Source organism: Pseudomonas sp. yb_5 (assembly GCF_043103865.1).
Taxonomy (GTDB): domain Bacteria; phylum Pseudomonadota; class Gammaproteobacteria; order Pseudomonadales; family Pseudomonadaceae; genus Aquipseudomonas; species Aquipseudomonas putida_Y.
The window spans coordinates 1-15,478 of record NZ_JBICKE010000124.1; the positions used below are offsets into that span (position 1 = coordinate 1).

The 15,478-nt window shown below is 60.7% G+C and carries 14 protein-coding genes; 2 read left to right on the forward strand and 12 right to left on the reverse strand.

The window, feature by feature from the left end:
* Positions 1-566: 566 nt before the first annotated feature.
* From msrQ to mrcB, 9 genes are all read right to left on the reverse strand, one after another.
* The gene (gene msrQ / locus ACF8GF_RS21790) at positions 567-1,178 is read right to left on the reverse strand and encodes a protein-methionine-sulfoxide reductase heme-binding subunit MsrQ (RefSeq protein WP_176685353.1); all 612 of its coding nucleotides are present in this window, start codon (positions 1,176-1,178) and stop codon (positions 567-569) included.
* Positions 1,178-2,191, reverse strand: coding sequence for a protein-methionine-sulfoxide reductase catalytic subunit MsrP (gene msrP, locus ACF8GF_RS21795; protein ID WP_209963438.1), 1,014 nt, complete (start codon positions 2,189-2,191; stop codon positions 1,178-1,180). The genes msrQ and msrP overlap by 1 nt, the downstream gene beginning before the upstream one ends.
* Before the next feature lie 79 nt (positions 2,192-2,270).
* Complete coding sequence (gene pssA, locus ACF8GF_RS21800) at positions 2,271-3,122, reverse strand: CDP-diacylglycerol--serine O-phosphatidyltransferase (protein WP_021784770.1); 852 nt, start codon at positions 3,120-3,122, stop codon at positions 2,271-2,273.
* A 150-nt stretch (positions 3,123-3,272) separates the two neighbouring features.
* Entirely contained in the window at positions 3,273-4,289 is a 1,017-nt protein-coding gene (ilvC, locus tag ACF8GF_RS21805; protein WP_021784771.1) for a ketol-acid reductoisomerase, read from the reverse strand.
* A gap of 55 nt (positions 4,290-4,344) precedes the next feature.
* Positions 4,345-4,836: an acetolactate synthase small subunit gene (gene ilvN / locus ACF8GF_RS21810; RefSeq protein WP_003250040.1), complete on the reverse strand. Its 492-nt coding sequence runs from the start codon at positions 4,834-4,836 to the stop codon at positions 4,345-4,347.
* Between the two features lies 1 nt (position 4,837).
* Positions 4,838-6,562 (reverse strand): acetolactate synthase 3 large subunit, encoded by a 1,725-nt coding sequence (locus ACF8GF_RS21815; RefSeq protein WP_028697593.1) that lies wholly within the window; start codon positions 6,560-6,562, stop codon positions 4,838-4,840.
* Between the two features lie 408 nt (positions 6,563-6,970).
* A complete protein-coding gene (locus ACF8GF_RS21820; RefSeq protein WP_019099850.1) occupies positions 6,971-7,303 on the reverse strand; it encodes a YqcC family protein in 333 nt (110 codons plus the stop codon).
* Positions 7,303-8,088 carry a M48 family metallopeptidase gene (locus ACF8GF_RS21825; protein ID WP_176685355.1) on the reverse strand — a complete coding sequence of 262 codons (786 nt, stop codon included), beginning with the start codon at positions 8,086-8,088 and terminating at the stop codon, positions 7,303-7,305. The genes ACF8GF_RS21820 and ACF8GF_RS21825 overlap by 1 nt, the downstream gene beginning before the upstream one ends.
* A gap of 15 nt (positions 8,089-8,103) precedes the next feature.
* Entirely contained in the window at positions 8,104-10,425 is a 2,322-nt protein-coding gene (gene mrcB / locus ACF8GF_RS21830) for a penicillin-binding protein 1B (RefSeq protein WP_176685356.1), read from the reverse strand.
* Between the two features lie 115 nt (positions 10,426-10,540).
* On the opposite strand from mrcB, the gene ACF8GF_RS21835 reads away from it, so the two are divergent.
* Positions 10,541-12,103 carry an AAA family ATPase gene (locus ACF8GF_RS21835; RefSeq protein ID WP_339443708.1) on the forward strand — a complete coding sequence of 521 codons (1,563 nt, stop codon included), beginning with the start codon at positions 10,541-10,543 and terminating at the stop codon, positions 12,101-12,103.
* 158 nt (positions 12,104-12,261) lie between these two features.
* Positions 12,262-12,540, forward strand: a complete 279-nt coding sequence (locus ACF8GF_RS21840) for a TfoX/Sxy family protein (protein WP_010955337.1) — start codon at positions 12,262-12,264, stop codon at positions 12,538-12,540.
* A gap of 180 nt (positions 12,541-12,720) precedes the next feature.
* Here the strand turns inward: ACF8GF_RS21840 and ACF8GF_RS21845 are convergent, their stop codons facing one another.
* The 3 genes from ACF8GF_RS21845 to ACF8GF_RS21855 form a co-directional block, all read right to left on the reverse strand.
* Positions 12,721-13,605 (reverse strand): ChaN family lipoprotein, encoded by an 885-nt coding sequence (locus ACF8GF_RS21845; protein ID WP_392488533.1) that lies wholly within the window; start codon positions 13,603-13,605, stop codon positions 12,721-12,723.
* Between the two features lie 101 nt (positions 13,606-13,706).
* Positions 13,707-14,474 (reverse strand): heme ABC transporter ATP-binding protein, encoded by a 768-nt coding sequence (locus ACF8GF_RS21850; RefSeq protein WP_209963420.1) that lies wholly within the window; start codon positions 14,472-14,474, stop codon positions 13,707-13,709.
* Entirely contained in the window at positions 14,474-15,457 is a 984-nt protein-coding gene (locus ACF8GF_RS21855) for an iron ABC transporter permease (protein ID WP_176685385.1), read from the reverse strand. Before ACF8GF_RS21855 ends, ACF8GF_RS21850 begins: the two co-directional genes overlap by 1 nt.
* Positions 15,458-15,478 lie beyond the last annotated feature (21 nt).

Here is a 15,478-nt window from a genome sequence, read left to right on the forward strand (position 1 = left end):
TACTCACAAGCACCCACACGAATTGCTTGATTCGATTTGTTAAAGAGCGTTTGGTTAAGAGCTTTTCGTCTCAACCGAGGCGCGCATTTTACGCTTTCCTCAGAGCCTGTCAAGCGTTTATTTTGAAGTTTTTTGCGAGAAACTCGTTTAGCTTCAAACACTTGGCTCGCTGCGATCTCTCGTAGCGGGAGGCGAATCATACAGCACTTAGAAGCACTGTCAACCACCTTTTCAACCGCTTTCGATCATTTGATCGTAGCCCTTACAGTACCTTCAGAATTGTCTAACTCATTGAATTTCAAGGAGTTTGTCGTTCCGTTGTCGCTGGAAGTGGGGCGCATTATAAGGGGATTCGAGAGGGCGTCAACCTTTAATTTCAAGAAAGTGAAATATAAGGGGGAAAGACCGTATCGGGGCTACCAGTGTTCGCCACAACAGTTTCAGCGCCTGTGAGACCGAGCGCCGCCCGCGCGGCGCTCGATCTCACAGACACCAGAGAAACAAAGGCGGGCCCCTCTACTGCCATTGCTATCTCAAGACAGGCCCTTGGCAGCCCCGCCCCACTCTCAAACCGCCCGACCCTGCTTCCTGGCAACCCTGGGAAGCACCCGCGCAACAGCAGGAATCCGCAACACCATCAACACAGCCCCTATAGACGCATAGATCGCCCACTCCCGAAGGTCCGAGCGCACGATCCACAGGAAATGCAGCAAGCCCAACCCAAGCACCGCATACACCAACCTGTGCAGCTTCTTCCACCGCGCCCCAAGCCGCCGCTGGCTGTACCGGTTAGAGGTAACCGCCAACGCCAGCAAACCCAGGAACCCCAGCGCTCCCACAATAATGTATGGCCGCTTGCTCAGTTCCACCGCCAACTGCCCCCAATCCAGCCCCAGAATGAAAAACAGGTAAGCCAGGATGTGCAGCACTATATAGGCGAACACCCACAACCCCAGCTGCCGGCGAACCACAATCCAGCCAGACCAGCCCGTCAGCTTCTGCAGTGGGGTCATGCTCAAGGTCACCAGCAAAAAGGTGAGCGCCCCAAGCCCAAGGCGGTCCATCATGATCTTCCCGGGATCAGGCCCCAGCAGGTTCATCGCCGCTTCATATAGCCACCACACCGGAAACAGGCAGCCCACGACAAAGATGGCCAAGCGAAACCAGGGGTAACGCATCAGTAGTTCTTCCGCAGATCGAGCCCGGTATACAGCGACGCCACTTCATCCGCATAGCCATTGAACATCTGAGTCTCCCGCACGTTAGGGCTGAACAACCCGCTGGGCAAGCGACGTTCGCGCGCCTGACTCCAGCGCGGGTGGTCGACTGTCGGATTCACATTGGCATAGAAACCATATTCATCCGGCGCCAGCCCTTCCCAGGTAGTACCAGGCTGCTCCGCTACCAGGCTGATGCGCACAATCGACTTGATGCTCTTGAAGCCATACTTCCAAGGCACCACCAGACGCAACGGCGCGCCGTTCTGATTGGGCAGCTCCCGGCCGTACATACCCACCGCGAGAATTGCCAGCGGGTGCATCGCCTCATCCAGGCGCAACCCTTCTCTATAAGGCCAGTCGATCAAGGCAAATCCTGACCGCTGCCCGGGCATATGCTGAGGATCCTTCAGCGTTTCGAAACGCACATAACGCGCCCTCGAGGTCGGCTCGACCTGCTTGAGCACCTGAGCCAAAGGGAACCCCAGCCACGGAATGACCATCGACCACGCCTCTACGCAGCGCAGCCGATAGATCCGCTCCTCAAGCTGATAGGGTTTGACGAAGTCCTCCAGAGCATAGCGTCCGGGTTTGCCAACCTCACCGTCCACCACAATGGACCACGGCTCGGTCTTCAGGCTGTCGCCATTGGCCGCCGGGTCTCCCTTGTCGGGCCCGAACTCGTAAAAGTTGTTGTAGTGGGTGGCATCCTTGAACGGCGTGATCGCCTCGTCCTTCACCGTCACCGCTTGCCAGCGCGTGGCGGAGAGCTTGTCAGTGAACCAGGCCGGCGCGGCCCCAGCCTGCACATCGGCATAACGCGACACTTGCGCCGCGCCCACCCCACCCGGTAATGCGCCTAGCGCCAAGCCAGCCAATGAGCCGCCCAGCAGGGTGCGACGGGAAAGGTAAATGCTTTCGGGGGTGATCTCCGACGCCTTGCACTCGGAAGACCTGGGAAGCTTGATAAGCATGAACGGCTCCATAGCACTGAGTAACGGATGTACCAGTAAGACTATGGAGCCGCGAGGTTATTCCAGCGTTAAGTGATTTTCACACTTTGCGACGGCGCGCCTTCAGCAGGAACTGGATCGGCCCCGATGCTGCATAGGCAAGGAAGATCAGCAGAAGGATGCGTGGTGGGTCGCTGAATACGACGGCAAACACCAGCACCACCGCCAGGATCGCCACGAACGGCACGCGTCCCTTGAGGTCCAGCTCCTTGAAGCTGTTGTACTTGATGTTGCTGACCATCAGCATGCCAGCAGCAGCCACCAGCAGCGCCACCAGGAACGACAGCTTGGAGCCCTGGATGCCATAGTCGCTGAACGCCCATACGGTGCCCGCCACCACACCTGCGGCAGCCGGGCTGGCCAGGCCGATGAAGTAGCGCTTGTCGGCGGTACCGACCTGGGTATTGAAGCGCGCCAGGCGCAACGCGGCACCGGCCACATAGATGAATGCAACCATCCAGCCGACCTTGCCCATGTCACCCAGCGCCCAGCCGAAGGCCAGCAAAGCCGGGGCCACGCCGAAGGCGACCATATCCGACAGCGAGTCATACTCGGCACCGAAGGCACTCTGGGTGTTGGTCATACGCGCAACGCGGCCGTCCAGGCCGTCGAGCACCATGGCCACGAAGATGGCGATAGCGGCAAAAGCGAAGTACTTGCTCGCCTCGCGCGGGTCGCCGGCACTCAGGGCGCTCTGTGCGCTCATCGAGCTGATGATGGAATAGAAACCGGCAAACAGGTTGGCGGTGGTAAACAGGTTGGGCAGCAGGTAGATGCCGCGGTGGCGCACCTTGCGGCCTTCGGCGTCATGCCCTTCTTCAACGTGCTCATCGACAGGTAGCAGGCTTTCGGCGTCGGAGGGCTTGTTCGGCTCTTCGGGACGTTCGCTCATGGAGGGTACCTTGCAACAGGATGGAAAATGTTCGACACGGGCCCGCGAAACAGGTTCTGACAGCGAGCCACTGGTCTGCTTTATACCAGAAGCTGGATGCCAGAACGAAAAAACGCGGCCGAAGCCGCGTTTTTCATCTTTCGATAAGACTCAGTTCTTGGTCTTGTCGACGATTTTGTTAGCCGAGATCCACGGCATCATCGAACGCAGTTGCTCGCCGATGATTTCGATGCCGTGAGCGGCGTTGTTGCGACGCTTGGCGGTCATCGATGGGTAGTTGGTAGCACCTTCGGAGATGAACATCTTCGCGTACTCGCCGTCCTGGATGCGCTTCAGAGCATTGCGCATGGCCTTGCGGGATTCTTCGTTGATGACTTCCGGACCAGTCACGTACTCACCGTATTCGGCGTTGTTGGAGATCGAGTAGTTCATGTTGGCGATGCCGCCTTCGTACATGAGGTCTACGATCAACTTCAGCTCGTGCAGGCACTCGAAGTAGGCCATTTCCGGCGCGTAGCCAGCTTCGACCAGGGTTTCGAAACCGGCTTTGACCAGTTCGACGGTACCGCCACACAGAACAGCCTGCTCACCGAACAGGTCGGTTTCGGTTTCGTCCTTGAAGGTGGTTTCGATGATGCCGGTGCGGCCACCACCCACGCCCGAAGCGTAGGACAGTGCGACGTTCTTGGCGTTGCCGGAAGCGTCCTGGTAGATAGCGATCAGGTCAGGGATACCGCCGCCTTTGACGAACTCGGAGCGAACGGTGTGGCCCGGGGCTTTCGGCGCGATCATGATCACGTCGAGATCGGCACGCGGAACCACCTGGTTGTAGTGGATCGAGAAACCGTGAGAGAAGGCCAGGGTAGCGCCCTTCTTGATGTTCGGCTCGATTTCGTTCTTGTACAGCGTGCCCTGGAACTCGTCCGGGGTCAGGATCATGACCAGGTCAGCCGCAGCGACAGCGGTAGCAACATCAGCAACTTTCAGGCCGTGGGCTTCAGCCTTGGCAACGGTAGCCGAACCTTTACGCAGACCGACGGTAACGTCTACACCGGAGTCTTTCAGGTTGCACGCCTGAGCGTGGCCCTGAGAGCCGTAACCGATGATGGCGACTTTCTTACCCTGGATGATGGAAAGGTCGCAGTCTTTATCGTAGAAAACTTTCATGAAAATACCCCTGGTTATATCTCGGCCCCTGCGGAGCCATCGCTAATTTTTAAATTTAGATGCTGAGCACTTTGTCGCCACGGGCAATGCCGGTAACGCCGCTGCGCACGGTTTCCAGAATCGATGCAGTGCCGATCGCCTGGATGAAGCTGTCCAGTTTGTCGCTGGTACCGCTCAGCTGCACGGTGTACACGCTGGCGGTCACGTCGACGATCTGGCCACGGAAGATATCCGTGGTGCGCTTGATCTCGGCGCGCTGGGCACCGGTGGCCTTGACCTTGACCAGCATCAGTTCACGCTCGATATGAGCGCTTTCCGACAGGTCGACAAGCTTGACCACTTCGACCAGCTTGTTCAGGTTCTTGGTGATCTGTTCGATCACTTCGTCATGGCCAACGGTGGTCAGCGTCAGACGCGACAGGGTCGGGTCTTCGGTCGGCGCTACAGTCAGGCTTTCAATGTTGTAGTTGCGCTGGGAGAACAGGCCGACCACACGGGACAACGCACCGGGTTCGTTTTCCAGCAGCAGGGAAATGATGTGCCGCATATCAGGTACGCTCCGTCTTGCTCAGCCACATGTCACGCATCGAGCCATCCTTGATCTGCATCGGATAGACGTGCTCACTGCGGTCAACCGCGATGTCGATGAACACCAGACGGTCCTTCATCGCAAACGCTTCCTCCAGCTTCGGCTTGAGGTCTTTCAGGCTGGTAATGCGGATACCCACATGGCCATAGGCTTCGGCCAGCTTGATGAAGTCAGGCAGCGACTCGACGTACGAGTGCGAATGACGACCGTTGTAGGCCATGTCCTGCCATTGGCGGACCATGCCCAACACACCGTTGTTCAGGTTGACGATCTTCACCGGCAGGCCGTATTGCATGCAGGTGGACAGCTCCTGGATGTTCATCTGGATGCTGCCTTCGCCGGTCACACAGGCCACGTCCTGATCCGGGAAGTTGAGCTTGATGCCCATCGCCGCCGGGAAGCCGAAGCCCATGGTGCCCAGGCCACCGGAGTTGATCCAGCGGTTTGGCTTGTTGAAGCGGTAGTACTGCGCGGCAAACATCTGGTGTTGGCCCACGTCGGAAGTGACGAAGGCATCGCCATTGGTCACTTCGCACAGTGTCTCGATGACTTTTTGCGGTTTGATGACGTTGCCATCGCCCTTGTCGTAAGGGAACAACTCGCCATTGCCACGCCATTCGTCAATCTGCTTCCACCAGGCATCCAGCGCCGCCTTGTCAGGCTGCTCGCCGATTTCCTTGAGGATGCCGAGCATTTCGCTGAGTACGCTGTCGACCGGGCCGACGATCGGCACGTCGGCCTTGATCATCTTCGAGATCGACGCCGGGTCGATGTCGATGTGGATGATCTTGGCATTCGGGCAGAACTTGGCCGGGCCGTTTACAACGCGGTCGTCGAAACGCGCACCGACGGCAAAGATGACGTCGGCATTGTGCATGGCCATGTTGGCGGTGTAGCTGCCATGCATGCCAAGCATGCCGAGGAACTGGCGGTCGGTACCCGGGAAGCCACCCAGACCCATCAGGGTATTGGTAACCGGCAGGTTCAGCGACTTGGCGATTTCAGTCAGGGCTTCGGAGCCACCGCCGAGGATCACGCCGCCACCGGAGTAGACGACCGGGCGCTTGGCAGCCAGAAGCATCTCGGCAGCCTTGCGGATCTGGCCGGAGTGACCGCGGACCGCCGGGCTGTAGGAGCGCAGCTTGACCTTTTTCGGGTAGACGTATTCGAACTTTTCAGCCGGGTTGGTCATGTCTTTTGGAATGTCGACCACGACTGGACCTGGGCGACCGGATTGCGCCAGGTAAAAAGCTTTCTTCAGAATTTCAGGGATCTCGGTCGGGTTCTTGATCATGAAGCTGTGCTTCACGATCGGCCGCGAGATACCGATCATGTCGGTTTCCTGGAAGGCATCGGTGCCCACCATGGTGCTAGGCACCTGGCCGGACAGGATGACCATCGGAATCGAGTCCATGTAGGCGGTGGCAATGCCGGTAATGGCATTGGTCGCGCCAGGACCGGAGGTTACCAGCACCACACCGGCCTTGCCGGTGGCACGAGCGTAGCCGTCCGCCATATGGGTTGCCGCCTGCTCATGACGAACCAGGATGTGTTCCACTTCCGGTTCTTTGAACAGTGCGTCGTAAACATGCAGGAGAGCACCACCAGGGTACCCGTAGATGTGCTTAACGCCTTCGTCACGCAAGAAGCGGACGACCATCTCAGCGCCAGATAAAAGCTCCACGTTGTTCACCTCTAAAACGCCAGAATACCGCCCTCACTGGACGGGTCTTAATAGGTTTACTGCCAAGCAGAGCATGAGCGAACGTCAGCACTGACTGAGCAAGTATTGGGAGATCCCCAGAGTGTTGCGGGGGTTTCCCACCCAGCGCGAGGTAACGCGTTGCGGGGTGTAACAGGTCGGCGCGGGTGTGCACCTCATGATCTGCTTAGCGGGTCTGCTTCTGGCAGTCCCTCTACAGCGGAAGTTGGATTCTTGTGATTCGGCGCCAACAAGTCAAGAAAAATTATTGCCAATTTTTCCCCAAGATGAATTCCTGCCACCACTAAAAATCGCTTCAGCAGCAGAATTAAGAAGATTTCCAATAAAAAGGGCCACAATCTGCGGCCCTAGAAGGAAAAACTGAAGAAATCAGGCGGAAGGAGCGATCAATTGATCAAAAGCTGCCAACAGGCGCCGTAGCTCACGACTTTGCTCCGGCCGGTCGGTAAACACGGTTTCGGCCATGACAAGGATGCTCGATGCATTGGGCAGCGGGTGACCCAGCTCGATGATGATCTTCATGCGGGGCAGGAAGATCCATTGCAGCCATTGCTCGAAACTGAGGGTATCCACGGCGAACGGCACCGTACTGGCCAGTGCCTCGTCGCTTGGCGGCTCGTCATCCCACCAGCCTTGCACCTGCAGTTCACGCTCGATCAATAGCAGGTGGTCGGCAATATCCAGAATGCGTTGCTCGATCATCACGAATTGACCCGCGCCTTTTGCCGGGCCAGCGCAGCGCCAGCGCTGTCACCCTGCTTTTCACGGGCCTGGGCGATCGTGTTCCATAGCTCAGCCTGCAGGCTTGGGCGGCCGTTGGCGTAGGTCAGGGCGCGGCGCGCCAACTGCTCTGCCTGCGCTGCATCACCTTGCGAGAGGCGCACCTGGGCCAGGCGATACAGCACCTGCGGCTCACGCGGAGCAATGCGCTGGGCACGCTCAAGGCTCGAGGCGGCACCGTTGAAGTCGCCGCTGCCCTGCTGCGTCTGCGCAGTGGTCAGCAATGCCAGCACAGGACCGTCCAGTTGCTCGTCGGCCGACAGGCCACCGGCGGCAGCGCTGCGCGGAATACCGGTTGGCGCGCTGGCGCTTTGCGAAGTGCTGTTCATCGCGGCAATGTCGAAAGGCTCATCGGCAATCGGGTTGGGATTGGTGGTCATCGGTGCCGAGCTGACAGGGCCAGGAGTGATCGGCCCTGGAGTGATCGGTGCTGCGCCATTGTTCGCCGGGAACGTCTGGATGGCCGAAGCGCCTGCGCCCTGCGGGATCATCACGGTGACGCCGGAGTCCTCCGGCAGCGTTTGCGCCTGGGCGGTGCCGGTGTTATAGCCACCCGCCGAGCGGTTGGCCGTCACGCGTTCGCTGTTGGACACACGGGTGCTCGAATCGACCACCGGAATATTGCCACGCGGGACGCTGGAGCACCCCTGGAGCACAGCCAACGCCGTCACGGCAGGAAACAGCCACTTGTTCACGTCACACCTCATCAATGCAGCCTGTGCTTAATTCATCCAGCCCTTGACCCAGTCCATTACCGATTCGACTGGATCCTGCTCACCGCCACAGGTTGCGCCGGCCGGCGGCTCACTCCCGCGAATATACGGCATCTGCACCGCTCCCGGACAGCTGGCATCAGACCCATGGCCAGTGTACGGGTCGATCCAGGCCTGCACCACGTTGTCCGGTTGCGGCATGTCCAGCGGCAGCGGGTCGGCCTTCTTCATGAAGCTGGTCCACACCTGCAAGGCTCCGGTGGCGCCGGTAAAGGGTGTCTTGCCGTTATCGTCACGGCCCATCCACACCACGGCCAGCAGATCCTGACTGAAGCCGGAGAACCAGCTGTCCCGCGAGTCGTTACTGGTACCGGTCTTGCCCGCCAGGGTCAGCGAGCGTGGCAAGGTGTTGTACACCGAGCGCCCTGTACCTTCGCGCATTACGCGCTGCATGGCGTTCTGCACCAGGTAAATGGCACCCGGGTCGAAGGTTTGCTGGATCTGGAACGGGTAACGCTTGAGCGGCTCGCCCTCGGCGGTGAGCACGCTGCGGATACCGCGCATCGGCGTGTTGAAGCCGCCGTTGGCGATGGTCTGATACATGGTTGCCACCTGCATTGGCGACATGCCACCAGCCCCCAGCAACATGGCCGGGAATGCTGGCCAATCGACATTCACCCCCAACCGACCAATGGTCTTGATCACGTTCGGCACACCCACTTCCAGGCCGAGCTTGGCGGTCGACAGGTTGTACGAGTTGGCCAGCCCCTGGTACAGGTAGATAGTGCCGTGCGGGCGACGGTCATAGTTTTGCGGGCGCCAGACCTGGCCGTCAGCCCCCTTGACCGAAAATGGCTCGTCCTGCATCCAACTGGTCAGGGTGTACTTGCTTGGCTGCTCCAGCGCGGTCAGGTATACCGACGGCTTGACCAGCGAGCCGATCGGCCGCACAGCATCGATGGCCCGGTTGAAGCCGGCGAAGCCTGCCTGGCGGCTACCGATCAACGCCTGTACTTCACCTGTCTCAGGGTTGGTCACGACCATTGCCGCTTCCACCTCGTCAGCCCCCTTGCGGCCCGACAGGCGCTTGAAGGTCTCCCTCATCGAGGTTTCGGCCTTCATCTGCAGGATCGGGTCGAAGCTGGTAAAGATGCGCAGGCCTTCTTCGGTCAAGTCTTCGTCGCGGTAGTCCTGACGTAGCTGTCGCTTGACCAGGTCGAGGAAGGCCGGGAACGAGCTGTCGGCCAGGCTGCCACGCTTGGTCACGCCCAGCGGCATCTTCTTCGCCGCATCGACTTCTGCCTGGCTGGCCACACCCTGCTCGGCCACCAGGTCGAGCACCAGGTTGCGGCGCGCCAAAGCGCGCTCGGGGTGACGCCGCGGGTTGTAATAGGACGGGCCTTTGACCATGCCCACCAGCAGGGCGATCTGATGCAGTTTCAGCTCAGACAACGGCTGACTGAAGAAGAACTGGCTAGCCAGGCCAAAGCCGTGCACGGCGCGTTGACCGTCCTGGCCGACGAACACCTCGTTGAGGTAGGCCTCAAGGATTTCGCGCTTGTCGTAGTGCAGTTCGAGCAGTATCGCCATCATCGCCTCGGTCAGCTTACGGCTGAGGCTGCGCTCGCTGCTGAGGTAGAAGTTTTTCACCAACTGCTGGGTCAGGGTACTGCCACCCTGGCGCATAGAGCCGGACGAAGTGTTGACCCACATGGCCCGGGCGATGGACTTGGGCGACACGCCGTGGTGGCTGTAGAAGTCGCGGTCTTCCGTGGCCACCAGGGTCTCAAGCAGATACTTGGGTACCTGATCGATCTTGATCAGGATGCGGTCTTCGAGGTTTTTCGGGTAGATGCCGCCGATCATCAGCGGCTCCAGCCGCACCACGTCAAGCGACTTGCCGTTGGCACCGGAGAGGCCCGCTACGTAGTCGCCCGAGAAGCGCACGCGCACGAACTGTGCCGGTTCCATGCCCTCGTAGAACTGGAAGCCACGGGTATTGAGGTCGACGGTATTGCCGTTGACGGACGCAGCGCCCGGACCGTTGGCCGCGCTTTCGCGACGGTAGCCAAGCGCATCGAGCTCGGTGAGGAAGTCGTTCTTGCTCAACTTCTGGCCGGTGAACAGCTCCAGCGGCCGGGCATACACCTTGGCTGGGATGGTCCAGCGCTTGCCGGAGAACTTTTCCTGAACGACGGCATCGAGGTAAACCGCGAAGCCGGCGACGATCACCAGGCCTACCAGGCTGAGCTTCAAAGCCCAGCCCAGCCAGGCGCGGGAGCGGCCGGTCGGGCGTTTCTGAGGGGTGCGGGAATTTCGGGTTCGGGTCATGGCGGCGGATTATACGCACTTTATAAAGGCTGGGCAGACGGCCCAGCGGTAGGCAGGGACGGCACCATTGACCATAATGACGCATTCGAATTCCCTTGCCCCGGAAGGATTTGCCGTGAGCCAAGCTCTTATTACTGCGTTGCAGAACCCTGCCCTGTACCCTCATCCCGTGGATGGGTTTCAGCTCATCGAGACGCATATCTCCTGGGTCCTGCTCACTGGCGAGTACGCCTACAAGGTCAAGAAACCGATGAATTTCGGTTTCCTGGACTTTACCGGGCTGGACCAGCGCCAGCATTTCTGTAACGAAGAGTTGCGCCTGAACCAACGCCTGACCGAAGGCCTGTACCTGGACGTGTTGCCGATCACCGGTAGCGTCGACGCACCGCAGATCGGTGGCGAAGGCGAAGCCATCGAGTACGTGCTGAAAATGCGCCAGTTCCCCCAGGGACAGATGCTCAACACACTGCAGGCCAATGGCGAGCTGAACGCCACACACATCGACCAGATGGCCCGGCAGATTGCCGAGTTTCACCTGCAGGCCCCACGTGTGCCGATGGAGCACCCGCTGGGCACGCCAGACAGCGTGATGGCCCCGGTGGAGCAGAACTTCGAGCAAATTCGCCCATTCCTCAGCGACAAAGCCGATCTGCAGCAACTCGACGCCCTACAGGCCTGGGCCCGCAGCAGCTTCGAGCGCCTGCACGGCCTGCTGGAAAGGCGCAAGGCCAATGGCTTCATCCGTGAGTGCCACGGTGACATCCACCTGGGCAACGCCACCTTGATCGATGGCAAGGTGGTGATCTTCGATTGCATCGAATTCAACGAGCCTTTCCGACTGACCGACGTCTACGCCGACACCGCCTTCCTGGCCATGGACCTGGAAGACCGCGGCCTGAAGTGCCTGGCCCGGCGCTTCATCAGCCAGTACCTAGAACTGACGGGGGACTACGAAGGCCTGGAACTGCTCAACTTCTACAAAGCCTACCGCGCGCTGGTGCGGGCCAAGGTCGCACTGTTCAGCATGCCGGCCGACGCTGATGGCGTGCAGCGTGCCACCACCCTGCGCACCTACCGCAACTACGCCAACCTGGCCGAAAGCTACAGTGCCATCCCGTCGCGTCTGCTGGCCATCACCCATGGCGTTTCGGCAGTGGGCAAAAGTCACGTGGCCATGCGCCTGGTCGAGGCCTTGGGTGCAGTGCGCGTGCGTTCGGACGTAGAGCGCAAGCGCCTGTTCGGCGAACAACAGCAGGCCGACGCCGGCCAGCTGAGTACGGGCATATACGACCAGGAGGCCAGCGCAGCGACCTACCAGCGCCTGCACGAGGTGGCAGCGACCGTGCTGCGCGCCGGCTTCCCGGTGGTGCTGGACGCCACCTACCTCAAGCGTGAGCAGCGCCAAGCTGCGGCAGACGTTGCCAGCCAGACCGGAGTGCCGTTCCTCATCCTCGACTGCCACGCGCCGGAGGCGGTCATCGCCAGTTGGCTGGAGCAGCGCCAGGCCGAAAACAGCGACCCCTCGGATGCCACGCTGGAGGTGATCAAGGCCCAGCAGGCCAGCCGTGAGGCGCTGGATGCGCAGGAGCTGGTGCACAGCACCCGCGTCGATACCCAGGCTGCCGGCAGCATGGATCAGGTGATCGAGCAGATTCGCCAGCGGTTGCCTGGCCTGTAAGTTCGTCATCTTCCTGTGCCTGCCCGCGAAGGGGCAGGCACAGGCCGCTCACCATCCGATGGCAAAAAGCCGCATATTTCCCAACCCCCGCTACACTCCTCTCAGACCTGCTCGCGATTTATCCCCCCATTCCCGTTCAGCCATCGCAAGGAGGCTCGATGAACGATGAATTGCAGCATCTGAAGAACCTTGGCAAGACTTCTGCGCAGTGGCTGCATGCAGCTGGCATCCACAGTGCATCGGATTTGCGCCGCCTGGGCGCGGTGGGTGCGTACCAGGCCGTGAAGACACGAGGGTTCCGTGCATCGAAGGTGCTGTTGTATGCCATTGAAGGCGCCCTGCTGGACATGCACTGGAACGATTTGCCGCTCGAACGCAAGGAAGCACTCAACCAACAATTGGACGCGAAAAACCCTACGCAAAAAAAACCAAAATAATCGGCGTAAAGGGATTGACGCCTAAATGAGAATTGTTATGATTATCACAACTGGTCGCGAGACTGGTTGGATAAGCTAAGAGCCCCTGGTTCGGACTCTCAGATTATCTCCTCATCAGGCTAATCACGGTTATTGACCCGGCAGTTTGCCGGGTCTTTTTTTGCCTGGGCTTTTTCCGGATCAACGCCGCAATTGCGCACAATAATCCTGCTCCGGCATCGCTGCCGTGTACCACACATAGTCAGCCTCGCCAGGCTCGACTCGCTCGCCCACCTCAGCCAGCAGCAATACCTTGCTCTCGTCCGACGCCCCCAGGTCAGCCAGATGCAAGGGTATGCCCAGGTCCTTGCGCACATGGTAAGCCCCGGCAAACAGCAGTGCCGGTTGCGGTGCCGCCTGCAAACGCTCGGCCATGCGCCGGTCGCGCTGCTGCTGAACGGCCAGCATCGCCGGTAACTGGCTTTCCGGCAGCATCCCGCAATGTCCGGCGCGCACCTGTTCCAGCAAGGCAGCCTTTACTGCGGGTGCATTGGACTTTTCGCCCTGCACCGGAGCCGGCTGTCGATAGGCCTGACGCATCTCGGCGGGCGAAAGGTTGGCTGCCAGCAACGACACCCGTTGCTGCAGGGCTTCGGTGACAATCGGCCCGTACAACTGCCAATCCCAGCCCTCCTGCCAGGCCAGCGCCTTGGGCAAGTCTACCGGCAAAGGCTGCCCCACCAGCTTGTCCACCCGTGATTGCTGGCCGGGCTGCAGCATTTCCAGCAACAGACTGCCCTGAGAGCGCTGGCCTTGAAGAGCGCGCAGCAGCCATAGTTGCAGCGCGTGATGGTCAGGGTTGTCGTGCTTCTCGCCGACAAGCACGCGGGGTGCGACAGCCAGGCGCTGTACCAGCTGTTCAGGGCTAATGACCTGCTCATTGGACAGATCGACAATCTTCCCCAGCTCGGCGTGGGTGCGACCTTCGCTGCTCTGCCAGGCGGGCAACGGCGACAGGCTGGCCTGACAACCGCCTATCGCCAGTACCAGGCACAGCGAGAAACCAGACAGCAGCGCGTGTCGCATCGGCAGTTACTCCATGTCATCCACAATTTGAATGGCCTGCCCCGGGGCGGACCTGTCGCGAGACAAGGCCGCTTCCACAGAGGCCGTGCACGGTTCGAGAATCAACGGGTGATGATCAGCGGATGCCCGCGCTCGGGGTGCGCCTGCACCAGTACGTCGATACCGTACACCGCCCTCAGTGCCGCTGGGGTCAGTACCGCTTCGGGCGTGGCAAACGCGTGGCAGCGCCCCTGCTCCAGCAACAGGATACGATCACAGTACCGCGCCGCCAGGTTCAGGTCATGCAGGATCACCAACACTGCAGCACCGCAGTCGGCAAAGCGGCGAACGGCTTCCAGGGTGGTGTGCTGATGTAGCGGGTCGAGCATCGAGGTCGGTTCGTCGAGCAGCAAAGTGGCACCTTCCTCGCCCGGCCATAGCTGCGCCAGCACGCGGGCAAGGTGTACCCGTTGCCGCTCGCCACCGGAAAGCGCCAGGTAACTGCGCTCTACCAGGTGCCAGGCATCTGCCGCCCGCAACGCCGCTTCGACAATTTCCGCGTCGCGTCGCTGACCGGTGCCATGAGGCATGCGCCCCATGCCCACCACTTCCTCGACCCGAAACGAGAAACCCAGGCTGGACACCTGTGGCAGCACTGCCAGGCGCCTTGCCCGTTCCTGCCCGGCCCAATCGGCCAGGGGGCGGTCCTGCAGCGTCACCCGCCCACGGTCGGGCGCCAGTTCACCGCAAAGCACACTCAGCAGGCTGCTCTTGCCGGCACCGTTGGGACCAAGCACACCCACGACCTGCCCCGGAGGCAACTGCAGGTGAATGTCGTGCAGTACCTCATTGCTGCCCCTGCACAGATACAGGCCCTCTACTTGCAACATCAGCCGCGCCCTCGCATCAGCAGGAACAGGAAGAACGGCGCACCGATGAAGGCCGTAACGATACCAATCGGCAGCTCGGCAGGCGCCAGCAGCAGCCGCGCCGCCAAGTCGGCGAACAACATCAGCACACCGCCGGCCAGCAGCGAGGCTGGCAGCACCACACGGTGATCGGGCCCGGCCAGGAGGCGTACCAGGTGCGGCACTACCAGGCCGATGAAGCCGATCAACCCGGCTGCAGCCACTGCAGCCCCCACCCCCAGCGCCGTGCAGAACACCAACTCACGCTTGAGCCGCTCCACGTCAACGCCCAGGTGACGTGCCTCCGACTCCCCCAGCAACAGGGCATTCAGCGCCTTGGCCCGGCGTGGCAGCCACACCGCCACCGCTACCGCCACCAGCAACAATGGCCACAGCCGCTCATAGCTGGCGCCATTGAGGCTGCCAAGGTTCCAGAATGTCAGCGTACGCAAGGTGGCATCATCGGCCAGGTAAGAGAACAACCCCACGGCCGCGCCACCTAGCGCGGTCATGGCCACGCCAGCCAATAGCATCGTGGCGACGTTGGTCTGGCCATCGCGGCGCCCCAGGCGGTAGACCAGCGCAGTGACCCCAAGCCCGCCGACAAAAGCGCAGAACGACAGCAGATAAGGCGCGAAGGCATCCGGCATGCCACCAAACCAGGCGCCGCCAACTATGGCAACCGCTGCCCCTACTGCGGCACCGGCGGCAACGCCTACCAGCCCGGGGTCAGCCAGCGGGTTGCGGAACAGCCCCTGCATGGCCACCCCGGACAGCGCCAGCACCGCGCCCACCGCCAACCCCAACAGGGTGCGCGGCAGGCGGATCTGGCCAAGGATCATCTCGGCCTGCTGCAGGCCATCTTCGGAAACAGGCAATCCCAAAAGACGCAGCCCAGCGCGCAGCGTATCGAGCATTGGCAGGCTGACTGGCCCCAGCGCCAGTGACAGCCAGATCGCCAACAGGCACAACAGGCTCAGGCTAAT